This is a genomic window from Pseudomonas sp. RG1, from assembly GCF_025910115.1.
GTDB classification, from domain to species: domain Bacteria; phylum Pseudomonadota; class Gammaproteobacteria; order Pseudomonadales; family Pseudomonadaceae; genus Aquipseudomonas; species Aquipseudomonas atacamensis.
Map to the genome: position 1 here is coordinate 10276 of NZ_JAPCIK010000017.1, position 23548 is coordinate 33823.

A 23548-nucleotide genomic window follows, 5' to 3' on the forward strand; every position below is an offset into this window, starting at 1 on the left:
ATGAATGCCGCAGACGCACAGAAACTAGCCCGCCGCTTTATCGAATTGCCCCAGGACAAACGCCGTCTGTTCCTCGCCGGCATGGCCCGCGAGGGCATCGATTTTGCGCAGCTTCCAATGACCGCCTGCGACGGCATCGCCGAGCGTGACGGCCTGTCTTACGCGCAGCAGCGCATGTGGTTTCTCTGGCAACTGGAGCCGACCAGCGCAGCCTATAACTTGCCGATGGCGGTGCGTCTGGATGGCGATCTGCAAGTCGAAGCATTGGAGCAAGCCTTCAGCCGTTTGGCGGCGCGCCACGAATGTTTGCGCACCACCTTCGGCCAGGATGGCGAGCGGGCCTTCCAGCGCGTGGCCGAACCAAAGCCACTGAAGTTACCCGTGACTGACCTGAGCGAATTGCCCCAAGCCCAGCGCTGGCCGCTGGCGCAGCAGCACATGATGGCCGAGGCGACCCAGGCTTTCGATTTGCAGAACGGCCCGCTGCTGAGTCTGCGGCTGTTGCGCCTTGCCGAAGAGCAACACGTGCTGCTGCTGACCCTGCATCACATCATCGCCGACGGCTGGTCGATGAACATTCTGATCGACGAATTCATGCGCACGTATGACGCGCTGGTGGCCGGGCGTGAACCGACGCTGGCGCCGTTGACCGTGCATTACCGCGACTACGCACTGTGGCAGCGCAGCTGGCTGGAGGCCGGTGAGCGCGAGCGGCAACTGGACTACTGGCGCACGCAACTGGGCGACGAACATCCCGTGCTGGAATTGCCCACCGACCGCGCTTATCCGGCGCAAGCCAGCCATCAAGGCGCACGTCTGGAAACGGTGATCGACGCGGCCCTGCGCGAAGAACTGAAAAACCTTGCCCAGCGTCAGGGCGTTACCTTGTTCGTGGTGCTGCTGGCGGCGTTCAAGACCCTGTTGCATCGCTACAGCGGCCAGACCGATATTCGTGTCGGCGGGCTGATCGCCAACCGCACCCGCAGTGAAACCGAAGGGTTGATCGGCTTCTTCGTCAACACCCAGATCCTGCGCAGCGTGGTCACCGCACAAACGCCCTTCACTGAGTTGCTGCAGAACCTGCGCCAGGCTGCACTGGGCGCTCAGGCCCATCAGGATCTGCCGTTCGACGCCTTGATCGAAGCCCTGCAACCGGCGCGCAGCCAAAGCCACAATCCGCTGTTTCAGGTGATGTTCAACCACCAGCCGCTGGTTACCGATTTGCATCAGGCGCAACTCGCTTCAGGCTTGCGCGTGGGCTATCTGAGCGAGGAACAACTGGCCGGCAGCGGCCGGCAACATGCGGCTAGCAGTGACCTGATGCTCGACACCCGCGAGGAGGGCGAACAATTGTTTGCCGCCTTCACGTACGCCACGGATATTTTTGATGCCTCAACCATCGCCGCGCTGGCCGGGCATTGGCGCAACATTCTCCAGTCGGTGTGCCGCGACCCGCAGCATTTGATCGGCGAAGTGGCGATGCTCGCCGACAGCGAACGCCACGGGTTGATCCAGGCCACCGCGCCAGCGCCTCGTTTCACTAGCGTGCAAAGCCTGTTCGAAGCGCAAGTCGCACGGACTGCGCAAGCGCCAGCGGTGCTGTTGGCCACAGCGCCTGCGCCGGCATTCAGCTACGACGAACTCAACGCTCGAAGCAATCGCTTGGCCCATCAGTTGCGCGCGCAGGGTGTCGGCCCGGACGTGCTGGTCGGCGTCGCGCTGGGACGTTCACTGGAACTGGCGGTGGCGCTGCTTGCCGTGCTCAAGGCCGGTGGTGCCTATGTGCCGCTGGATCCACAGACCCCAGCCGAACGCTTGCGCCATGTGCTCGCTGACAGTGGTTTGCAACTGTTGCTCAGTGATCAGCAAAGCCTTGCCAGCCTGCCGCCGCTCGACGGTATCGAGTGCCTGTGTCTGGAGCAATTGCCCGCCAGCGGGCAGAGCGACAATCTGTCGGTCACGGTCGAGGCCGACAACCTCGCGTACGTGATCTACACCTCGGGTTCCACCGGGCGGCCGAAAGGCGTGGCGATCAGTCATGGCGCGCTGAGCGAGTTCATCGCCCGCGCCATCGACTACAGCGATCTGCGCGAAGGCGACCGGGTCCTGCAATTCGCCACCAGCAGCTTCGACGGTTTCGTCGAGCAGTTTTTCCCGCCGCTGTGCCATGGCGCCAGCGTGGTCATGCGCGATGCGCCGTTGTGGGACAGCGCGACGCTGCATCAGGTGATCATCGATCAGGGCATCACTCTGGCCGACCTGCCGGCGGCTTATTGGTATTGGCTGGTGCAGGAATACGCGGCGAAACCGCCGGCCAGTTTCGGCGCACTGCGGCAGATTCACGTTGGCGGCGAAGCCATGGCGGTGGACGGTTTGCGCTTGTGGCAACAGGCCGGGCTCGGCCATGTGCGCCTGCTCAACACCTACGGCCCAACCGAGGCCACGGTGGTCTCGACGATTCATGACTGCACCGCGCTGACCGCGCAGGACGTGTCGTGGCGCGGCATGCCGATCGGCCACGCACTGGCAGCGCGGCGTCTTTACGTGCTCGACGATGATCTGAACCTGCTGCCGCAAGGTGCGGTGGGCGAGTTGTACATCGGTGGGCCGGGGCTGGCGCGCGGTTATCACCGTCAGCCGAGCCTCAGCGCTGAGCGGTTCATCGCCGACCCTTTCGCCGACGGTCAGCGCCTGTACCGCACCGGCGATCGTGCGCGGCTGCGCGGCGATGGCGCGCTGGAATATGTCGGTCGGGTCGATCATCAGGTGAAGATTCGCGGCTTCCGCATCGAACTGGGCGAGATCGAATCGCGCCTGCAGCAATGTCCGCGCGTTCGCGAGGCAGTGGTGCTGGCGGTGCCATTCGCCGGCGGTGCGCAACTGGTCGCCTACGTGGTGACAGAACCTGCGGTGCTTGCCAGCGCGGCAACGCAAACGGCGTTCCGTCAGCAGACCCGCGCGGCGCTGCAAGCCAGCCTGCCGGATTACATGGTGCCGGGGCATCTGCTGTTGCTGGCGGACCTGCCGCTCACGCCGAGCGGCAAGCTCGACCGCAAGGCCTTGCCGACGCCGGATCCGGCGCAGTTGCAGGGCGATTACCGCGCTCCGCAATCGCCGGCCGAGCAGTGTCTGGCGCAGGTCTGGGCCGAGGTGCTGCACGTGCCGCGTGTGGGCCTGGACGATCACTTTTTTGAACTGGGCGGCCATTCGTTGCTGGCCGCGCAGGTGATTGCCCGGGTCAAGGAGCAGATGGGCGTGGTGCTGCCGCTGCGCAGCCTGTTCGAAAAACCGCTGCTGGCGGATCTCGCCGAGGTGCTCGGGCAACTGGCCGAGGCGAGCGGCGACGACGACTGGTCCGACCTGGATCAGTTCATGAATGCTTTGCAAGGAGAAGAAGTATGAGCGGCACGATGGCGGAACGTATTGCAAAAAGGTTCGTCGGCCTGCCGCTGGAACAGCGTCGGCTGTTTCTCGCCAAGCTGCGCGAGGAGGGCAAGGATTTCAGCCTGTTGCCGCTGCCGGTCAGCCGCCACGACTGCGCGCAGATTCCCCTGTCGTTCGCCCAGCAGCGCCTGCTGTTCCTCTGGCAACTGGAACCGCACAGCGCCGCATACAACATGGCCGCTGGCTTGCGTCTGAAAGGCCGGCTGGATGAGTCGGCCCTGAGCCGCTCGTTCGATCATCTGCTGGCGCGCCATGAAGTGTTGCGCACGGTGTTTCACACCGACGGCGATCAAGCGCATCAGCTGATTCTCGAGCAGCAAAGTATTGCGCTGGAACGCTTCGATCTGACCGGCACCGCCGCGCAAGAGCGCGAAGAACTGCTCGCGCAACACGTGCACGACGTCACCGCGCAACCGTTCGATCTGCGCCACGGCCCGCTGTTGCGCGCCAGCCTGTTTGCTTTGGCTGACGATGAGTTCGTGCTGGTGGTGAGCATGCATCACATCGTCTCCGATGGCTGGTCGATGGACGTCATGGTCAAGGAATTCGTCCAGTGCTATCAGGCGTTCAGCCTGCAGCGCGAGCCGCAATTGCCGGCGCTGCCGTTGCAGTACGCCGACTATGCGATCTGGCAGCGGCGCTGGCTGGAGGCCGGCGAGGGTGAACGCCAGCTCGACTACTGGCGTCAGCAATTGGGCGACGAACATCCGCTGCTGGAAGTGGCGCCGGACTTTGCCCGACCGCTGACGCAAAGCTTTGCAGGACAGACCCTGAGCTTTGATTTCGGCACCGACCTTTCGCAGCAGCTCAACGTCTTCGCGCGCAGCCAGGGCACCAGCCTGTTCATGCTGGTGCTGGCGGGGTTCTCGCTGTTCCTTTCGCGTCTGGCTGGCGAGCGCGACATTCGTGTCGGCGTGCCGAATGCCAACCGTGGCCGCGCCGAAGTCGAGGGACTGATCGGTTTCTTCGTCAACACCCAGGTGCTGCGTTGCCAGGTCGATGAGCGCGGCAGTTTCGCCGATTTGCTCGCGCAGGTGCGTGAAGCGGCGTTCGGCGCGCAGGCACATCAGGAGTTGCCGTTCGAGCAACTCGTCGACGAATTGGTCGCCGAACGCACCCTGGGCCACAACCCGCTGTTCCAGGCCAAGTTCAACCAGAACGTCGGCATGCAGAAACAACGCTCGATGGCCTTGCCCGGCCTGACCGTCAGCGAATACCCGCTGGCCAAGGACGGCACGCACTTCGATCTGGCCTTGGATATCACCGACGACGGCGCGCTGATCCACGGCCAGATGACCTACGCCAGCGATCTCTATCGGGCGGAAACGGTCGCCGGTTTTGTGCCGATGTTGCTGGATCTGTTTACCCAGTTGCTCGACTCGCCGCAGGCGCCATTGCACATGGTTGCCACACCACGGCCTGCTGCGCTTGCCAGCCAACGCGAACCGGCGTTGACGGTGTTGCAACATTGGGCGCGTGAAGTGGCGCGGCAGCCGCAGGCGCTGGCCGCTCGGGATCTCAAGCAAACGGTGACTTTCAAGGCGCTGGATCAGGAGGCCAATCGTCTCGCCCATTATTTGCGTGCGCAGGGCGTCAGTGTCGGCGCACCGGTGGCGGTGCTGCTGGAACGTTCGCTGGACTGGCTGACTTGCCTGTTGGCGATTCTCAAGGCTGGCGGGGTGTACATGCCGCTCGACGTCAAGGCGCCAAGCGCGCGCCTGCAACAGATGCTCGGCGCTGCGCAGGCGCGGGCGATGATCGGTGCTGAAGGCGACGCACGGCTCAGCGAAGTGGCGGGTGAGGGCTGTCAGGGTCTGGAGTTTGCACCGGGGCAATGGCAGTCACTGCCGACGTCCGCGCCTGAACTGACGCTGTATGCGCAGTCGCCGGCCTACGTGATTCACACCTCCGGTTCCACCGGGCAACCGAAGGGCGTGCTGGTCAGCCACGGCGCACTGGGCAGTTATGTGCGCGGCGTACTCGAACGTCTGGCGCCGGCGCCGGAGGCGAGCATGGCGCTGGTCTCGACCATCGCCGCCGACCTTGGCTTCACCGTGCTGTTCGGTGCGTTGTGCTCGGGCCGACTGCTGCATGTGCTGCCGGAAGAACTCGGCTTCGACCCGGATCGCTTTGCCGAATACATGGCCCGCCATCGCGTCGGCGTGCTGAAAATCGTCCCCGGACATCTCGCCGCGCTGTTGCAGGCGGCCAAGCCTGCCGACGTGCTGCCGGAACACGCGCTGATCGTCGGCGGCGAAGCCTGTTCGCCGGCGCTGGTCGAGCGCGTGCAGCAACTGAAACCGGGCTGTCGTCTGATCAACCACTATGGCCCGAGCGAAACCACCGTGGGCGTGCTGACCCACGAGGAAGAACTCGCCGCCCAGGCGCGCAGTGTTCCGATCGGCACAGCGCTGGTCGGAGCCCATGTCTATGTGCTCGACGATGTGCTCAACCCGGTAGCTGATCAGGTTGCCGGTGAGTTGTACATCGGCGGCGACAGCGTTGCCCTGGGCTACCTGAATCAGCCGGGGCTCACCGCTGAGCGTTTCCTGCCTGATCCGTTTGGGAACCCCGGCGCGCGGGTGTACCGCAGTGGCGACCGGGTCCGGCGCAATCGCGAGCAGGCGCTGGAATTCATCGGTCGTGCCGACGATCAGGTCAAAGTGCGCGGCTACCGTGTGGAGCCTGCGGAAGTCGCGCGGCTGTTGCTCAGCCTCGATGGCGTCAGCGAAGCCGCCGTGCTCGCGCTGCCACTGGATGACGACCCGGCGCGCCTGCAACTCCTGGCATGGTGCGTGCCGGCGGTGGGCGCGAAGGTGCAGGCGCAGGAACTGCGCGAGCAGTTGCAGGCGCGGCTGCCGGATTACCTGGTGCCGGCGCAGTTGCTGTTGCTGGAAAAGCTGCCGCTGACCGCCAACGGCAAGCTCGACAAGCGTGCCTTGCCAGTGCCCGGCGTGGTCAGCCAGCAGTTCGTCGCGCCGGTCGGTGAGATCGAGGAGAAGCTGGCGGCGATCTGGGTCGACGTGCTCAAGCTTGAAAGGGTCGGCAGCAGCGATAACTTCTTTGAACTGGGCGGCGACTCGATCCTCAGCTTGCAGATCATCGCCCGGGCCAAGCGCCAGGGCATCAAGCTGAGCCCCAAGCAGCTATTCGAAAAACAGACCATCGGCCAATTGGCTGCTGTGGCCAAACTGATCGAAGCCAAACCGGCTGCCATCGCAGCACCAGTGGCACGCGGGCCGTTACCGTTGCTGCCAATCCAGGTGCGTTTCTTCGACACGCCGATTGCCCAGCGCCAGCACTGGAACCAGTCAGTGATGCTGCAACCGACCCTGGCGCTGGACGCCGTGCATTTGCGCAAGGCGCTAGCGACGTTAGTCGATCAGCACGAGGCGCTGGCCCTGAGCTTTGTAAAAGTGGGCGATAGCTGGCAGGCGTTGCCGCAGACTCAGCGCGATGCCGAGCTGCTCTGGATACGCGAGCTGGACGGCCTCGACGCCTTGCCCGCATTGGCCGACGAGGCACAGCGCAGTCTCGATCTGCACCGCGGGCATTTGCTGCGCGCGGTGTTGGTCAACCTGCCGAATGCCGAGCAGCGTTTGTTGCTGGTCATCCATCACTTGGTGGTCGACGGCGTGTCGTGGCGCATTCTGCTCGAAGACTTGCAGCTGGCTTACCAGGCATTGGCGGCGGGGACGGCGCCCATGTTGCCAAGCCAGAGCACTTCGCTGCATGACTGGGCCGGGCAATTGCACCGTTATGCTCAGAGTGAAACGCTGGCGGCCGAAAGCGCTTACTGGCAGCAGACTCTGGCGGCGGATAACTCGGCATGGCCACGAGATTTCGCCGAGGACAGCCAGACCCGCGCCCAGGCCGCCCGCGCCAGTACGCGCCTGAGCCAGACACTGACCGACAAACTGCTGAAAGTCGCCCCGGCGGCTTACCGCACGCAGATCAACGACCTGTTGCTCACGGCTTTGGCGCGGGTGTTGTGTGACTGGAGCGAGCAGCCTTCAGTGTTGATCCAGCTCGAAGGCCATGGCCGCGAAGACCTGTTCGACGACATCGACCTGAGCCGCACGGTCGGCTGGTTCAGCAGCCTGTTCCCGGTGCGCCTGACTCCGCAGGCCAATCCCGCTGCGTCGCTGTGCGCGATCAAGGAGCAACTGCGCGCGGTGCCGGGCAAAGGCATCGGTTATGGCGTGCTGCGTTACCTCACGCGTGCTGCCGAGTTGCAGACGCTGGCGCAACCACGGGTGACCTTCAATTACCTCGGTCAGTTCGACGGCGCGTTCAGCGCCGAGCAAGGCGCGTTGTTCGTGCCAAGCGCTGACAGCACCGGCGCCAATCAGGATGGGCAAGCGCCGCTGGGCAATTGGCTGAGCGTCGACGGACAGGTTCTCGGCGGTGAGCTGGAACTGACCTGGACCTTCGGCAGCGGCATGTACCGCGCCGAGACCATCGAGGCGTTGGCCGAGGCTTATCGCCGCGAACTGCAACGCCTGATCGAACATTGCTGCGCGAGTGGCGCAGGTGGCGTGACACCCTCGGACTTCAACCTCGCCCATCTCACGCAAGCGCAGCTGTCGGCGCTGCCGATGGCGCCGCGTGACATCGTCGATCTGTACCCGCTGTCGCCGATGCAGCAAGGCATTCTGTTCCACAGCCGCAACGAGCCGGACAGCCCGGCCTACACCAATCAGCTGCGCGTCGACGTCGAGCAGCTCGACGCCGAGCGCTTCCGCCAGGCCTGGCAGCAGACCCTCGAAGCCCACGATATTCTGCGTACGGCGTTCGTCTGGCCGCAGGATGCCGTCGCGCCAGTGCAAGTGGTGCGCAGCCGCGTGCAGATGCCGTGGCAGGTGCAGGACTGGCGCGGTCGCGCTGGCCTGGAATCCGCGCTTGATCATCTCGCCACTGAAGATCTGCATAACGGCTTCGATCTGCTCGATGCACCGCTGTTGCGCGTGACGTTGGTGCGCACAGATGAGCACACTCATCACCTGATCTACACCTGCCATCACATCCTCATGGACGGCTGGAGCACTTCGCAGTTGTTCGGCGAAGTGCTGCAACGCTACGCCGGCATCACGCCGAGCGCAGGGCAGGGGCGTTATCGCGATTACATCGAATGGCTCGGCCAGCGCGATCAGCAGGCCAGTCGGCAATTCTGGAGCACGGCGCTGGCGGATCTTGAACAGCCGACGCGACTGGCCAGCGCCATACCGGTCAGGCACGCCGCCAGCGGCTATGCCGATCACCAGCATGTGTTCAGCGAACCGCTGACCGCCGAACTGAACCGCTTCGCCCGCGAGCAGAAAGTCACGCTCAACACGCTGGTGCAAGCGGCGTGGCTGCTGCTGTTGCAGCGTTATACAGGCCAGGATCACGTGGCGTTTGGCGCGACGGTCGCCGGACGGCCAACCGATTTGCCGGGTGTCGAGCAGCAGATCGGTCTGTTCATCAACACCTTGCCGGTGGTGGCAGCGCCGTCGGCCGAGATCGCTGTGAATCAATGGCTGCAACAGGTGCAGGCGCTCAACCTGGCCTTGCGCGAGCACGAACACACGCCGCTGTATGACATTCAGCGCTGGGCCGGTACGGGCGCCGGGGCGTTGTTCGACAGCATTCTGGTGTTCGAAAACTATCCGATGGCTGAAGCACTGGCGCAGGGCCCTGAGACGGGCCTGAAGTTCTCGGCAATCCGCCGGCAGGAGCAGACCAACTATCCGCTGACGCTGGTGGCGGTCACCGGCCGCGAGCTGAGTCTGGGCGTGAGTTTCGATCAGGCCAGCTTCGACGCTCAAGCGATCAGCGCGTTGAGTGCGCAGTTGCAAGGCCTGCTCGAGCAGTTCCTCGCCGACGCCACGCAGCCGCTGGGCGCGCTGCAACTGCTCGCCGAGCCACAACGGCAACAAGCGATCGAGTGGGGCAAGGCGCCGGTTACCACGCCGGATCAACGCACGGTGCTGGCGCACATCGCCGCGCAGGTGCAGCGACAGCCACAGGCGAACGCGGTGCTGTTCGCTGAGCAGTCCATCGCTTACCAAGACCTCGATACCCGGGCCAATCGTCTGGCGCACAAGCTGCAAGGCATGGGCGTCGGGCCGGAAGTGCGCGTCGGCGTGTGCATGCGCCGCACGCCGCAGATGCTGGTCGGCTTGCTGGCGATCCTCAAGGCCGGTGGCGCCTACGTGCCGCTGGACGCGGATTACCCGCAGGAGCGCTTGCTGCACATGCTCGACGACAGCCGCGCGGCGGTGCTGCTCACTGAGCCAGCGGCCTTGGCGATGCTGCCCGAAGCCTTGAGTGCGCAGGTGCTGCTGGTGGACGAGAACGTCGCCAGCGAATGCCCGGATGCTGCGCCACTGGTTAACCTCGCAGCCGAAAATCTGGCGTACGTGATCTATACCTCCGGCTCCACCGGCAAACCGAAAGGCGTAGCGATCAGCCACGGCAATCTATCGGCGCTGATTCAATGGTCGGCTGGGGTCTATCGCGAAGAACAATTGCGCGGCGTGCTGGCCTCGACCTCGATCTGCTTCGATCTCTCGGTGTGGGAAATCTTCGTCACGCTGGCCTGCGGAGGCTGCCTGGTGCTGGCCGACAACGCCCTGGCGCTGGCGGATTTGCCGGCGCGCGATGAGGTAACGCTGATCAATACCGTGCCGTCGGCGATCGCCGCGTTGCAACGGGCCGGGCAGATTCCGTCGTCGGTCGGCACCATCAATCTGGCCGGCGAACCGCTCAAGCAGGGTCTGGTCGACAGCCTCTACGCCAGCACTCAGGTGCAGCAGGTCTACGATCTTTACGGGCCGTCGGAGGACACCACTTATTCGACCTTCACCCTGCGCACGCCAAAGGGCCGGGCGAATATTGGCCGGCCGCTGGACAACACCGTGGCGTACCTGCTCGACAGTCAGTTGCAGGCGCTGCCCGAGGGCGTGGCGGCCGAGCTGTACCTCGCTGGTGCCGGGGTGACGCGCGGCTATCTGCGCCGCGCCGCGCTGACCGCCGAACGCTTTGTGCCGAATCCTTACGCGAGCAACGGCGAGCGCCTGTACCGCACCGGCGATCTGGTGCGCCAGGGCGACGATGGCAACATCGAGTACATCGGTCGCGCCGACCATCAGGTGAAGATTCGCGGCTTCCGCATCGAACTCAGCGAGATCGAAGCACGCCTGCTGGAACTCGACGATATCCGTGAGGCGGTGGTACTGGCGCAGGACGGCGCCGCAGGCAAACACCTGTATGCCTACCTCGTCGCCGCGCCGGACAGCGAGCGGTCGACGCTGGCCGAGCGGGTGCGCAATGCCTTGGCCATTCGCTTGCCGGCGCACATGGTGCCGGGGCATCTGCACCTGATCGACGCGATCCCGCTGACGCCCAACGGCAAGCTCGATCGCAAGACGCTGATGGTGTTGGGCGAGAGCCCGACGCAGGAGCAATACCAGGCACCGCAAAGCGACTTGCAGTGGGAGGTCGCGACGATCTGGCAGGAAGTGCTGGAAGTCGAGCAGGTAGGGCTGGCGGACAACTTCTTCCAACTCGGCGGCCATTCGTTGCTGGCGACATTGGTGGTGACCCGGGTGCAGGAGCGTCTCGGCGACAAGGTGCCGCTCAAGGCGCTGTTCGAGACCGACACGCTCAAGGATTTCTGCGCGCGGATCGAAGCCCTGCGCGTCGAAATGTCGCCCGTTCAGGATGAATTGGCTAAATCACTGGAGGCCCTCAAACGTCTATCCCTCGATGATCTGGAAAAACTGATTTCTTGAGAGGGAAAAACGCGTGCAAGAGTTAATCGAGTCGGTAGGACAACTTTCGGCTAAGCAAAGAAAGGCTCTGGCGGTTCTGCTCAAGCAGAAAGGCGTCAACCTCTTTGACATTGCCCCGGTTTTCAAGCGCACGGCTGAAGAGCCGTTGCTGCTGTCCTACGCTCAGCAGCGCCAGTGGTTCCTCTGGCAGTGGGCACCGCACAGCGCGGCCTACAACATTCCGACGGCCCTGCGCTTGCAAGGGCCGCTGGATGTGCCGGCACTGGAACGCAGCATTGCGGCGCTGATCGAACGCCACGAAACCTTGCGCACGGTGTTCTCTCAAGACAGCGCGCAACCCTTGCAAGTGGTCCTGCCCGCAGGACCTTTTACCCTCGATACTCACAACCTGAGCGCTGATCTGGCGAATGACCCGGAGCACTCGATCGAGGCTTTCGTGCAGACCCAGAGCCAGAAGACTTTCGACCTGCAGCACGGGCCGTTGCTGCGTGCCGCGCTGCTACAGGTCAACCCGGATGAGCATGTGCTGGTGCTGACCCTGCATCACATCGTTTCCGATGGCTGGTCGCTGCAAGTGATGATCGAGGAACTGGTGCAGCTCTATGCCGGTTTCAACCTCGGTCACGACGCCGGTCTGCCGGCCCTGCCGATTCAATACGCCGATTACGCCTTGTGGCAGCGCCAGTGGATGGAGGCCGGTGAGCAGGAGCGCCAACTGGCCTACTGGCAGGAAAAGCTCGGCGGCGAACAACCGGTGCTGGAACTGCCGCTGGATCGCCCGCGCGCGGTCGATCAAAGCTTTGCCGGCGCCAGCCATAACCTGATTCTTGATCCGGCGCTGAGCCATGCCCTCAAGGCCTTTGCCCGGCAGGAAAACGTCACCCTGTTCGTGTTGCTGCTGGCTTCGTTTCAGGCCTTGCTGCATCGCTACAGCGGGCAAAGCGACATCCGTGTCGGCGTGCCGGTGGCCAACCGTGGCCGGGTGGAAATCGAGCGCCTGATCGGCTTCTTCGTCAACACCCAGGTGCTCAAGGCGGACATCGACGCAGAGCTGCCGTTTATCGAACTGCTGCGTCAGGTCAAACAGACGGCGCAGGAGGCGCAGGCGCATCAGGACTTGCCCTTCGAGCAACTGGTCGAAGCGCTGGAGCCGGGCCGCAGCCTCAGCCACAGCCCGCTGTTCCAGGTGATGTTCAACCACCAGGCCGAGCGCCGCGCAAGCGTCGCCACACGCCTCAACGGCCTGAACATCGAACCGCTGGAATGGCAGAGCCAGACCGCGCAATTCGACCTGACCCTCAACACCACCGAACAGGCCCACGGCATCGAAGCGGTGCTCAAGTACGCCACTGACCTGTTCGACGCCGCGACCATCGAGCGCCTGGCGCAACACTGGACCGCGCTGTTGCAAGCGATCGTCGCCGAGCCGAGCCAGCGCATCGGCCAATTGTCGATGATCGACGCCGGCCAGCAGCAACAGCTGTTGGCGCAATGGAATCCGTCGCTGATTGAACAACCTCTGACGCCGTGCATCCAGCAAGCCATCGAGGCTCAGGCCGAGCAGCATGCCGATGCGGTGGCCGTGACCTTCGCAGGACAACGCCTGACCTACGCCGAACTCAATCACCGCGCCAACCAGTGGGCGCATACGCTGCTCGAGCACGGCGTCGGCCCGGATGTGCGCGTCGGCGTGGCGGTGGAGCGTTCGCTGGAGATGATTGTCGCCATTCTCGCGGTGCTGAAAGCCGGCGGCGCCTATGTGCCGCTGGACCCGAGCTACCCGGATGACCGCTTGAGCTACATGATCGACGACAGCGGCATTGACTTGCTGTTGACCCAGGGGCATTTGCTCGGGCAATTGCCGCTGCCGCCGGGGCTGATCTGCCTCGATCTGAATCAGGCGCCGGAGCACGGCATCGCAAGCAACCCGCCATGCCTGACCTCGCCGGACAATCTGGCCTACGTCATCTACACCTCCGGTTCCACCGGCAAACCCAAGGGCGCCTTGCTGCCGCACGGCAACGTGATGCGCCTGTTCAGCGCCACCGAGCACTGGTTCGATTTTGGCCCGCAGGACAGCTGGACGCTGTTCCATTCCTACGCGTTCGACTTTTCGGTGTGGGAGATTTTCGGCGCACTGTTGTACGGCGGCAAACTGGTGGTGGTGCCGCACGATGTCAGCCGTTCGCCGGAGGATTTCTACACGCTGCTGTGCGATGAAAACGTCACGGTGTTGAACCAGACGCCGTCGGCATTCAAGCCGTTGATGCAGGTTGCCTGTGAATCTGCGCGCAGCAATGCCCTGCGTTACGTGGTGTTCGGCGGCGAGGCGCTGGAAGTACAGAATCTGCGTCCGTGGTTCGAGCGTTTTGGCGACCGCACGCCGACGCTGATCAACATGTACGGCATCACCGAAACCACCGTGCACGTGACCTACCGGCCGTTGTCGCTGGCGGATCTGCAGAGCAATCACAGCAGCCCGATCGGCGCGCCGATTGTCGACCTGTCGTGGTACTTGCTCGACAGCTCGCTCAACCTGGTGCCGCAAGGCTGCATCGGTGAGTTGTACATCGCTGGCGCCGGTCTGGCCCGTGGTTATCTGAATCAGGCCGGCATGAGCGCCACCCGCTTCGTGCCCGACCCGTTCAACCGCAAGGCCGGCCAGCGTCTGTACCGTACCGGCGACCTCGCACGGCTGCGCGGCGACGGAGTGATCGAGTACATCGGCCGTATCGACCACCAAGTGAAGATCCGTGGTTTCCGCATCGAGCTCGGTGAAATCGAAGCGCAACTGCTCAAGCATATACAGGTGCGCGAAGCGGTGGTGCTGGCGGTGGACGGCCTCAGCGGCCAGCAACTGGCGACTTGGGTCGTGCCGGTTGAGACATTGAACGCGGACGAGCAGGGCGCGCTTCGCGATTCGATCAAGGCGCACCTGCGCGAAACCCTGCCGGATTATATGGTCCCGGTCAGTTGGGCGTTCCTCGACCGACTGCCGCTGACCGCCAACGGCAAGCTCGATCGCAAACAACTGCCGCAGCCGGACGTTGCGCAGGTGCAAGAGGCCTACGCCGCGCCGCGCAGCGAACTGGAACAGCGTCTGGCGGAGATTTGGCAGGACGTGCTCAAGGTCGAACGGGTCGGGCTTCACGACAATTTCTTCGAGCTGGGCGGCGACTCGATCATCTCGATTCAGGTGGTCAGCCGCGCGCGGCAGGCCGGCATTCGCTTTACGCCCAAGGACATTTTTCAGCATCAGACCGTGCAGCGTCTGGCCACCGTTGCGCAGCAGAGCGACGCGGTGCAGACGGAGCAGGGCGAAGTGCTTGGCGACGCGCCGCTGACGCCGATCCAGCAGTATTTCTTCCACAGTGACATCCCGGCGCGGCATCACTGGAACCAGTCGATCCTGCTGACCCCGGCGAAAACCCTGCAAGCCGGGGCGCTGCAACAGGCCCTGGCGCAGGTGCAAAAGCAGCATGACGCCTTGCGTCTGCGTTATCGCCAAACCGAGCAGGGCTGGCAGCAAAGCCACGGCGCGGCGGATCAGCCACAAGACTTGTTGCGCAGCTTTACGCTGGACGACAGCGCGGCATTGCCAGCGCTGTGCCTGGACCTGCAACGCAGCCTCGACCTGCACAACGGCCCGCTGATCCGCGCGGCGCTGATCGATTTGCCGGACGCCAGTCAGCGTCTGCTGCTGGTGATTCATCACTTGGTGGTCGATGGCGTGTCGTGGCGAATCCTGCTCGAAGACCTGCAAAGCGCCTATCAGCAGATCAGCAGCGGACAGCGCGTGCATCTGCCGGCCAAGACCAGCGCGTTCAAGGACTGGGGCTTGCGCCTGCAAGAGCATGCGCGCAGCGCGGCGCTGGGCAGCGAACTGAGCTACTGGCGCGAACAGTTGCGCGACGCGCCGCTCGGTTTGCCGCTGGATAATCCGCAGGGCCAATTGAACAACCGCTTCGAACGCAGCGTGGACACGCGGCTGGACGCCGAACGCACTCGCCAGCTGCTGCAACAGGCTCCGGCGGTCTACCGCACTCAAGTCAACGACCTGCTGCTGACCGCACTGGCGCGGGTGCTCTGCGAGTGGACCGCTAGCGACAGTGCGCTGGTGCAGCTCGAAGGCCATGGCCGCGAAGACCTCTTCGATGACATCGACCTGAGCCGCACCGTGGGCTGGTTCACCAGCATGTTCCCGGTACGCCTGACACCAAACGCCAGCATAGAAAGCTCGATCAAAGGCATCAAGGAGCAACTGCGCGCGATTCCCAACAAGGGCATCGGCTATGGCTTGCTGCGTTATCTCGGCACCGCCGACGCACAAGCGGCGCTGAGTGAACTGGCGCAACCGCAGGTGACGTTCAACTACCTCGGCCAGTTCGATAACAACTTCGACGAAGACGCCTTGTGGCGGCCGGCCACCGAAGACAAGGGCGCCGGTCAGGACGCAAACGCGCCGATGGCCAATTGGCTGACCATCGATGGCCGGGTTTATCAGGGCCAGTTGAGCCTGACCTGGACCTACAGCAGCGACGTTTTCGAAGAAGCGACCATCGCCGCTCTGGCCCGCGCCTACGAAGTGGCACTGAGCGAATTGATCGACCACTGCCTTAGTCATGCGGGCGGCCTCACGCCGTCCGACGTGCCGCTGGCCGGTTTGTCTCAGGCGCATCTGGACAGCCTGCCGATCGCCGCCCAACGCATCGAGGACATCTATCCGCTGGCGCCGATGCAGCAGGGCATTCTGTTCCACAGCCTGTACGATGCGGACGCCAGCGCCTACGTCTATCAGATGCTACTGGACATCGACGGCCTCGACGTTGCGCGGTTCCAGCAAGCCTGGCAGCGGGTGGTTGATCGCCATGAAGTGCTGCGCGCCGGTTTCATCTGGGGCCGCGACGGCCTCGACGCGCCATTGCAGGTGATCAACCGCCAACTGACCCTGGAAATGCCGGAAATCGATGTGCGCGATGCCGCTGATCTGCCGGCGGTGCTTGAGGCGCGGGCGCAGGCCGACCGCGAGCGCGGCTTCGATCTGCAGAATCCGCCGCTGTTGCGCCTGTGCCTGCTGCGCACTGCTGACGATCGGCATCGGCTGATTTTCACCTGTCACCACATTCTCATGGACGGCTGGAGCAACTCGCGGATGTTCGGCGAAGTGCTGCAGGATTACGCCGGCCAGCCGGTGCCGAGCGCGCAGGGTCGCTATCGCGATTTTCTGGTCTGGCTGCAGGGCCAGGACAAGGCTGGGGCGCAGGAATTCTGGCGCGGGCAACTGGCCGAACTCGACGAGCCGACCCGACTGGCCTCGGCCTGCCACGGACGCACCGTGCCCGGGCCGGGCAAACAGATGCATCGGCTGCATTTCGATGAAGCGTTGACCCAGCGTCTGAACAGCTTCTCCCGTCAGCAACAGGTGACCCTCAACAGCCTGGTGCAGGCCGCGTGGCTGCTGGTGTTGCAGCGCTACACCGGCCAGGCCACGGTGGCGTTTGGCGCTACGATTTCCGGGCGGCCGGTGGATTTGCCGGGCATCGAAGAACAGTTAGGGCTGTTCATCAACACTCTGCCGGTGATCGCCAGCCCGCAGGCCAGCCTCAGCGTCGGTGACTGGGTGCGCAGCGTGCAGGACAAGAACCTGTTGCTGCGCGACTACGAACAGACGCCGTTGCAGGACATTCAGCGTCTGGCCGCATTGAGTGGCGAAGCGTTGTTCGACACTTTGCTGGTGTTCGAGAACTACCCGGTATCCGAAGCGCTGGAGGCCAATCCGGGCGGGCTGCGTTTTTCCGGTCTGGAGCATCGTGAACAGACCAACTACGGCCTGACCCTGATTGCCGGCGCCAGCGAAGTGCTCAACCTCGATTTCAACTACCTCACCGAGCACTTTGCCGAGCGCAACGTGGTTGGTCTGGCGGCGCATTTGCGTGAAGTGCTGGAGCAATTTATCGCAGCGCCGCAAAGGGCACTCGGCGAGATCGGTCTGCTGCCGCTGGCCGAACGGCAGACGCTGGCGCAGTGGAACGACAATCACGCGGCTTATCCGGCCGAGCGGTTGATCTCGCAGAGCTTTGAAGCACGGGTGGCGGCGCATCCGCAGGCACTGGCGTTGAGTCATGCCGGCGTGGCGTTGAATTACGGCGAACTGAACCGGCGGGCAAACCAGTTGGCCCGGCATCTGGTGACGCTGGGTGTCTCCGCCGAAGTGCGCGTCGGCGTGGCGCTGCCGCGTTCGGCGGAACTGGTGATCGCCCTGATGGCGGTGCTCAAGGCCGGCGGCACCTACGTGCCGCTGGACCCGGACTACCCGGCCGACCGCGTGGCCTACATGCTCGACGACAGTCAGGCGAAAGTCCTGCTGACCCAGCAAGCCTTGCTGGCGCAACTGCCGTCCAGCGAAGCCCACGTGGTGCTGGTCGAGGCCGGCGGCGAGGCGTTTGCATCGCAGGCACCGGACAACCTGCCGGCGCGCGCCGACTCGGCCAATCTTGCCTACGTGATCTACACCTCCGGTTCCACCGGCAAACCGAAAGGCGTGGCCATCGCCCATCGCAACGTACAGGCGCTGATTCACTGGTCCGCCGAGGTCTACAGCGAGGACGATCTGCAAGGCGTGCTGGCCTCGACGTCGGTGTGCTTCGACCTGTCGGTGTGGGAGATTTTCGTCACCCTGGCGCGCGGCGGGTCCATGGTCATGGCGCGCAATGCCCTGGAGCTGGCGGACTTGCCCGAGCGTGATCAGGTGCGCCTGATCAACACTGTGCCGTCGGCGATTGCCGCGTTGCAACGCATCGGCCAGATCCCGCCGGGCGTGCGCATCATCAATCTGGCCGGCGAGCCGCTCAAGCAGGCGCTGGTCGACACCTTGTACCGCGAGACTTCGGTCGTCCACGTTTACGACCTGTACGGGCCTTCCGAAGACACCACGTATTCGACCTGGACCCGTCGCGAACTCGGTGGCCAGGCCAATATCGGCCGGCCACTGCGCAACACCACCGCGTACCTGCTCGATGAGCAATTGCAGCAAGCGCCGGTCGGCATCGCAGCGGAGCTGTATCTGGCCGGTGAAGGCATCACCCGTGGCTATCTGTTGCGCCCGGGCCTGACCGCCGAACGTTTCGTGCCCAACCCGTTGGCGAGCAACGGCGAGCGCATGTACCGCACCGGCGACCTGACGCGTTTCATGGAAGACGGCCGTATCGAATACGTCGGCCGCATCGACCATCAGGTCAAGGTGCGTGGCTTCCGTATTGAACTGGGCGAAATCGAAGCGCGTCTGCTGGCCCAGGCCAGCGTACGCGAAGGCGTAGTGCTGGCGGTGGACGGCGTTGGCGGCCAGCAACTGGTGGCTTATGTGGTACCGGCCGAGGCTGATCAAAGCCCCGCGCAACTGGACGTGCTGAGTGCTGAGTTGCAAGCCGCGCTCAAGGCGCATCTGCCGGACTACATGGTGCCGGCGCAGTGGCTGTTCCTCGAACAATTGCCCCTGACACCCAACGGCAAACTTGATCGCAAGGCTTTGCCGGCACCGGATGCCAGCCAGGCACAACGCGATTACGTCGCGCCGTCGACGCCGCTGGAGCAGCAGCTGGCCGAGGTCTGGCAGGACATTCTGAAGATCGAGCAGGTCGGCGTGACCGACAATTTCTTCGCCCTCGGCGGTGATTCGATCATCTCGATTCAACTGGTCAGCCGCGCGCGGCAGCAGGGCATTTGTTTCACGCCCAAAGACCTGTTTCAGCAGCAGACCGTGCAGAAACTGGCCGCAGTGGTTTCGCATGCAGACGCGCAATCCGCCAGCGCTGCCGACTACCCGTTGGCGCAATTGGATCAGGCGCAACTCGATGCCTTGCCGGTGCCGGCGGAACTGATCGAAGACGTCTATCCGCTGTCGCCGATGCAGGAAGGCATGCTCTTCCACACCCTGTCGGATAACGGCAGCAGCCTTTACGTGCAACAGGTCAGCCTGCCGATCAAGGGCCTCGACGTTGAGCGTTTCCGCCGGGCCTGGGAATTCATCATTGTGCGTCAGGCGATCCTGCGCACCAGTTTCCATTGGCAGGACGGCCTGGCCAAACCGCTGCAGGTCGTCCATCGCCAGGCGCCGCTGCAGATGCAAGTGCTCGATTGGCGTGGGCAGGATTGCAGCGAGGCGGCGATTGCCGAGTTCGCCAGCGCTGATCGCGCGCTGGGCTTCGACTTGGCCGAAGCGCGATTGCAGCGGGTGACCCTGCTGCAGCTGGGCGACGAGCAGTACCAGATGATCTGGACCAGCCATCACATTCTGATGGATGGCTGGAGCAGTTCGCGGTTGTTCGGTGAGGTCTTGCAGTACTACTCCACGGGCGAGGTGACTGGCGAAAATGGCCGCTATCGCGACTTCATTGCCTGGTTGCAGGCGCAGGATCAGGATGCCCAGGAGCTGTTCTGGAAGGCGCGTCTGGCGGTGGTCAACGAACCGACCGCGCTGAGTCAGGCGATGCACCCGCGTCATAGTGCCGACGTTACTGGTCACGATGCGCTCTATTCAAATTGGGACAAGGCGCAAACCGCACGCCTGCTGGAGTTCTGCCGCGACCTGCGCATCACCCCCAACACACTGATCCAGGGCGCGTGGCTGCTGCTGTTGCAACGCTACACCGGTCAGCAGACGGTGACCTTCGGCGCCACCGTATCGGGGCGCCCGGAAAGTCTGCCGAACGTCGGCAACATGCTCGGCCTGTTCATCAACACCTTGCCGATCATTCAGACCCCACAGGCCGATCAGCGTCTGGCCGACTGGCTGGGTGAAGTGCAGGCCTACAACCTCGACATTCGCGATTACTCCCAGGCACCGCTGGCCGATGTGCAGCGCTGGTCGAACCTCGGTGGTCAGGCGCTGTTCGACAGCATCGTGGTGTTCGAGAACTTCCCGATCGACGAGCGCTTGCAGGAAGAAACCGACACCGAGCTGACCTTCGGCAAATCCATTGGCCACGGCGTGACCAACGTGCCGATGGACCTTGCGGTGATGCTCGGCGACGAGTTGTCGATCGAGTACCTGTACCTGCGCAGCCACTTCAGCGCCGAGGCGGTAGATGGCATTCGCCTGACCCTGGAAAACACCCTCGCGGCGATGATGGCCGCGCCGTATGAGCGGCTGGGCAACTTGCAGCGTCTGTCCGCCGAACAATGGCAAGCGGCGCAGGCCTGGAGCGCCGAGCCGGCGCACCGCCATGAACCGCGCCTGTTGCCGGAGCTGATCAGTCGTCATGCGCAACAGCAACCGGATGCGATCGCAGTGCAATGCGCCGGCGAAAGCCTGACCTACGCAGAGCTGGAGCGGCAGGCCAATCGACTCGCGCAGTGCCTGATTGCCCATGGCGCCGGGCCGCAAGTGGTGATCGGCGTGGCGTTGCCACGCTCGCTGGAAATGCTGGTGAGTTTCCTCGCCGTGCTCAAGAGCGGTGCGGCGTACGTGCCGCTGGACATCGATTACCCGCCGGAGCGCTTGGCGTACATGATCGAAGATTCGCGCATGGCCCTGCTGCTGACGCAAACCAGCCTGCGCGCGACGTTGCCTGCACCACAAGGCGTGCGGCGTCTGGAAATCGATCAACTCGATCGCAGTCTTTACAGCGATGCCGCCCCGGTCTGCGATGTTCACGAGCAGGGCCTGGCCTATCTGGTTTACACCTCCGGCTCCACCGGACGGCCGAAAGGCGTGGCCGTGACGCAGGGACCGCTGAGCATGCATTGCCAGGCCATCGCCGAGCTGTACGAAATGGACGCGAGCAGTTGCGAGTTGCACTTCATGTCGTTCGCTTTCGACGGCGCTCACGAACGCTGGCTGAGTACCTTGTACAGCGGCGGTCGTCTGGTGATTCGCGACGGTTGTCTGTGGACGCCGGAGCAGACCTATCAGGCCCTGCACGATTACGGCGTGACCATCGCCTGCTTCCCGCCGGCCTATCTCAAACAACTCGCCGAGTACGCCGCCGCCAGTGGCATCGCACCACCGCCAGTGCGCATCTACTGCTTCGGTGGCGATGCGGTGCCGGAGCAGACCTTCGAACAGGTCAAAGCCGCGTTGCGTCCGCAGTTCTTCACCAACGGCTACGGCCCGACCGAAACCGTGGTCACGCCGATGCTCTGGAAAGTCGCCATCAGCCAGCACTGCGAAGCGGCCTATGCACCGATCGGCCGCGCGGTCGGTGCGCGGTCGCTGTACGTGCTCGACGACGATCTGAATCCCCTGCCGCCGGGCTTTGCCGGTGAGCTGTACATCGGCGGTTACGGTGTCGCTCGCGGTTATTACGGGCGCCCCGACCTGACCGGCGAACGCTTCGTGCCCAACCCGTTTGCGCCCGGCGAGCGCCTGTACCGCAGCGGCGATCTGGTGCGCCGCCGCGCGGACGGCGTGGTCGATTACGTCGGGCGCATCGACCATCAGGTCAAGGTGCGTGGCTTCCGCATCGAGCTGGGCGAAGTCGAGGCCAGCCTGCGTCAGTTGCCGGCGGTCAGCGATGCGCTGGTGATTGCCCGCGACAATGCCTCCGGCAAGCAACTGATCGGTTATGTGGTCACCGCCACGGGTGATGATATCGGCGATGAACTCAAGGCCGGGCTGCGTGCTTCGCTGCCGGAATACATGGTGCCGGCGCAGATCGTCTGCCTCAGCGCGTTCCCGGTTACGCCCAACGGCAAACTCGATCGCAAGGCCCTGCCGGAGCCGGAGTTCAAAAGCGACGAATATGTTGCCCCGCGCACCGAGCAGGAACGCCTGCTGGCGGAAATCTGGGCGCAGGTGTTGCAGGTCGAGCAGGTGGGTATCAGCGATAACTTCTTTGAACTGGGCGGCGATTCGATCCTCAGCCTGCAAGTGATCTCGCGGGTGAGAAACCACCCGACGCTGCAGATGGAGCTGAAGCTGCGTGATCTGATGCGTTATCAGACCATCGCCGGCATTCTCGAGCAGCAAGTGGCGAAGGAGGGCGCCGGGCAAGCGCTGCCGGACCTGACTCAGGTTGCCGCAGAGGGCGCGTTCAATTTGCTGCCGATCCAGGAGTGGTTCTTCGCCGAAGGCATGGCCGAGGCGCATCACTACAACCAGTCGTTGCTGCTCAGCGCACGTCAACCGCTGGATCTTGATGCACTGGAACAGGCACTGGGCTTGATCGAACAACATCACGATTCGCTGCGCCTGCGTTTTTCCAACGACGGCGGGCGCTGGTTGCAGCGCTATAGCAGCAGCGCGTCCGACGAGGCTGTGCTGTGGCGCCGCGAAGCGCAAAGCAGCGAAGAGGTCGAAGCCTTGGCCAACCTCGCGCAGCGCAGCCTCAAACTCGATGACGGGCCGGTCTGGCGGGTCATGCATGTGGCGTTGCCGGATGGTCAGGCGCGGTTGCTGGTGGTGATTCATCACCTGGTGGTCGACACCGTGTCGTGGCGGATTCTGCTCGACGATCTGAAAGTCGCTTATGAGGCGTGCGTGCAGGGGCTGGCGCCGCAACTGCCGATTCGCACCAGCAGTTATCGTTCGTTTGCCGAGGCATTGCAGGCGCAGGCGCCGGTGATTGCCGAGCAGGAATTGAGCTATTGGCTGGAGCAACTGGATCAGCCCGGCGTTGATCTGCCGTGCGACAACCCGCGCGGCAAGAATCTTGTGCGGCAACAGGCGCAGGCACGGCTCAAACTGTCCCGCGAGCACACCGAACAACTGCTCAAACAGGCCCCGGCGGTGTACGGCACGCAGATCAACGACTTGCTGCTGTCAGCGCTCAGCCGCGCGCTGTGCCGCTGGAGTCAGCAACCGTCGGCGCTGATTCTGCTTGAAGGGCACGGTCGCGAAGACCTCTTCGAATCGATCGACCTGAGCCGCAGCCTCGGCTGGTTCACCAGCATGTTCCCGGTGCGTTTGCGTCCGGACGGCGACGACATCGGCCAGTCGATCATCGATGTGCAGGCGCAACTGGCGGGCGTACCGCAGAAGGGCATCGGCTACGGCGTGTTGCGTCATCTGGCCGGGTCGGAAATCTCCGCGCAACTGGCTGCATTGCCGCAGGCACGGGTGACGTTCAACTACCTCGGGCAGTTCGACCAGAGCTTCGATGAACAGGCGTTGCTGGTGCCGGCACTGGAAGAGACCGGCGACAACTACAGCCTCAAGGCAAACCTGGGCAACTGGCTGGAAATCGTCGGCCAGGTCTATGACGGCCAACTGGCCTTGCGCTGCATCTACAGCAGTCAGCGTTACCGCGCCGGCACCATGGATGCGCTGATGAGCGATTACCAGCGCGAGCTTGAAGCGTTGATCGAACATTGCATGGCGCGGGTGGGTTGAT

Annotated in this window: 3 protein-coding genes; all 3 read left to right on the forward strand. The window is 63.8% G+C overall.

Going from position 1 to position 23548, the window contains the following annotated elements; genetic code table 11:
- The 3 genes from OK411_RS10435 to OK411_RS10445 are packed head-to-tail and all read left to right on the forward strand — an operon-like array spanning nucleotide 1 to nucleotide 23547.
- Nucleotides 1-3402 carry an amino acid adenylation domain-containing protein gene (locus tag OK411_RS10435; protein ID WP_264364834.1) on the forward strand — a complete coding sequence of 1134 codons (3402 nt, stop codon included), beginning with the start codon at nucleotides 1-3 and terminating at the stop codon, nucleotides 3400-3402.
- A complete protein-coding gene (locus tag OK411_RS10440) occupies nucleotides 3399-11219 on the forward strand; it encodes a non-ribosomal peptide synthetase (protein WP_264364835.1) in 7821 nt (2606 codons plus the stop codon). The genes OK411_RS10435 and OK411_RS10440 overlap by 4 nt, the downstream gene beginning before the upstream one ends.
- A gap of 13 nt (nucleotides 11220-11232) precedes the next feature.
- Nucleotides 11233-23547: a non-ribosomal peptide synthase/polyketide synthase gene (locus tag OK411_RS10445; RefSeq protein ID WP_264364836.1), complete on the forward strand. Its 12315-nt coding sequence runs from the start codon at nucleotides 11233-11235 to the stop codon at nucleotides 23545-23547.
- Nucleotide 23548 lies beyond the last annotated feature (1 nt).

Coding starts and splice junctions, on each gene's coding strand:
- OK411_RS10440 (WP_264364835.1), top strand. CDS start 3,399: ATGAGCGGCACGATGGCGGAACGTATTGCAAAAAGGTTCGTCGGCCTG.
- OK411_RS10435 (WP_264364834.1), top strand. CDS start 1: ATGAATGCCGCAGACGCACAGAAACTAGCCCGCCGCTTTATCGAATTG.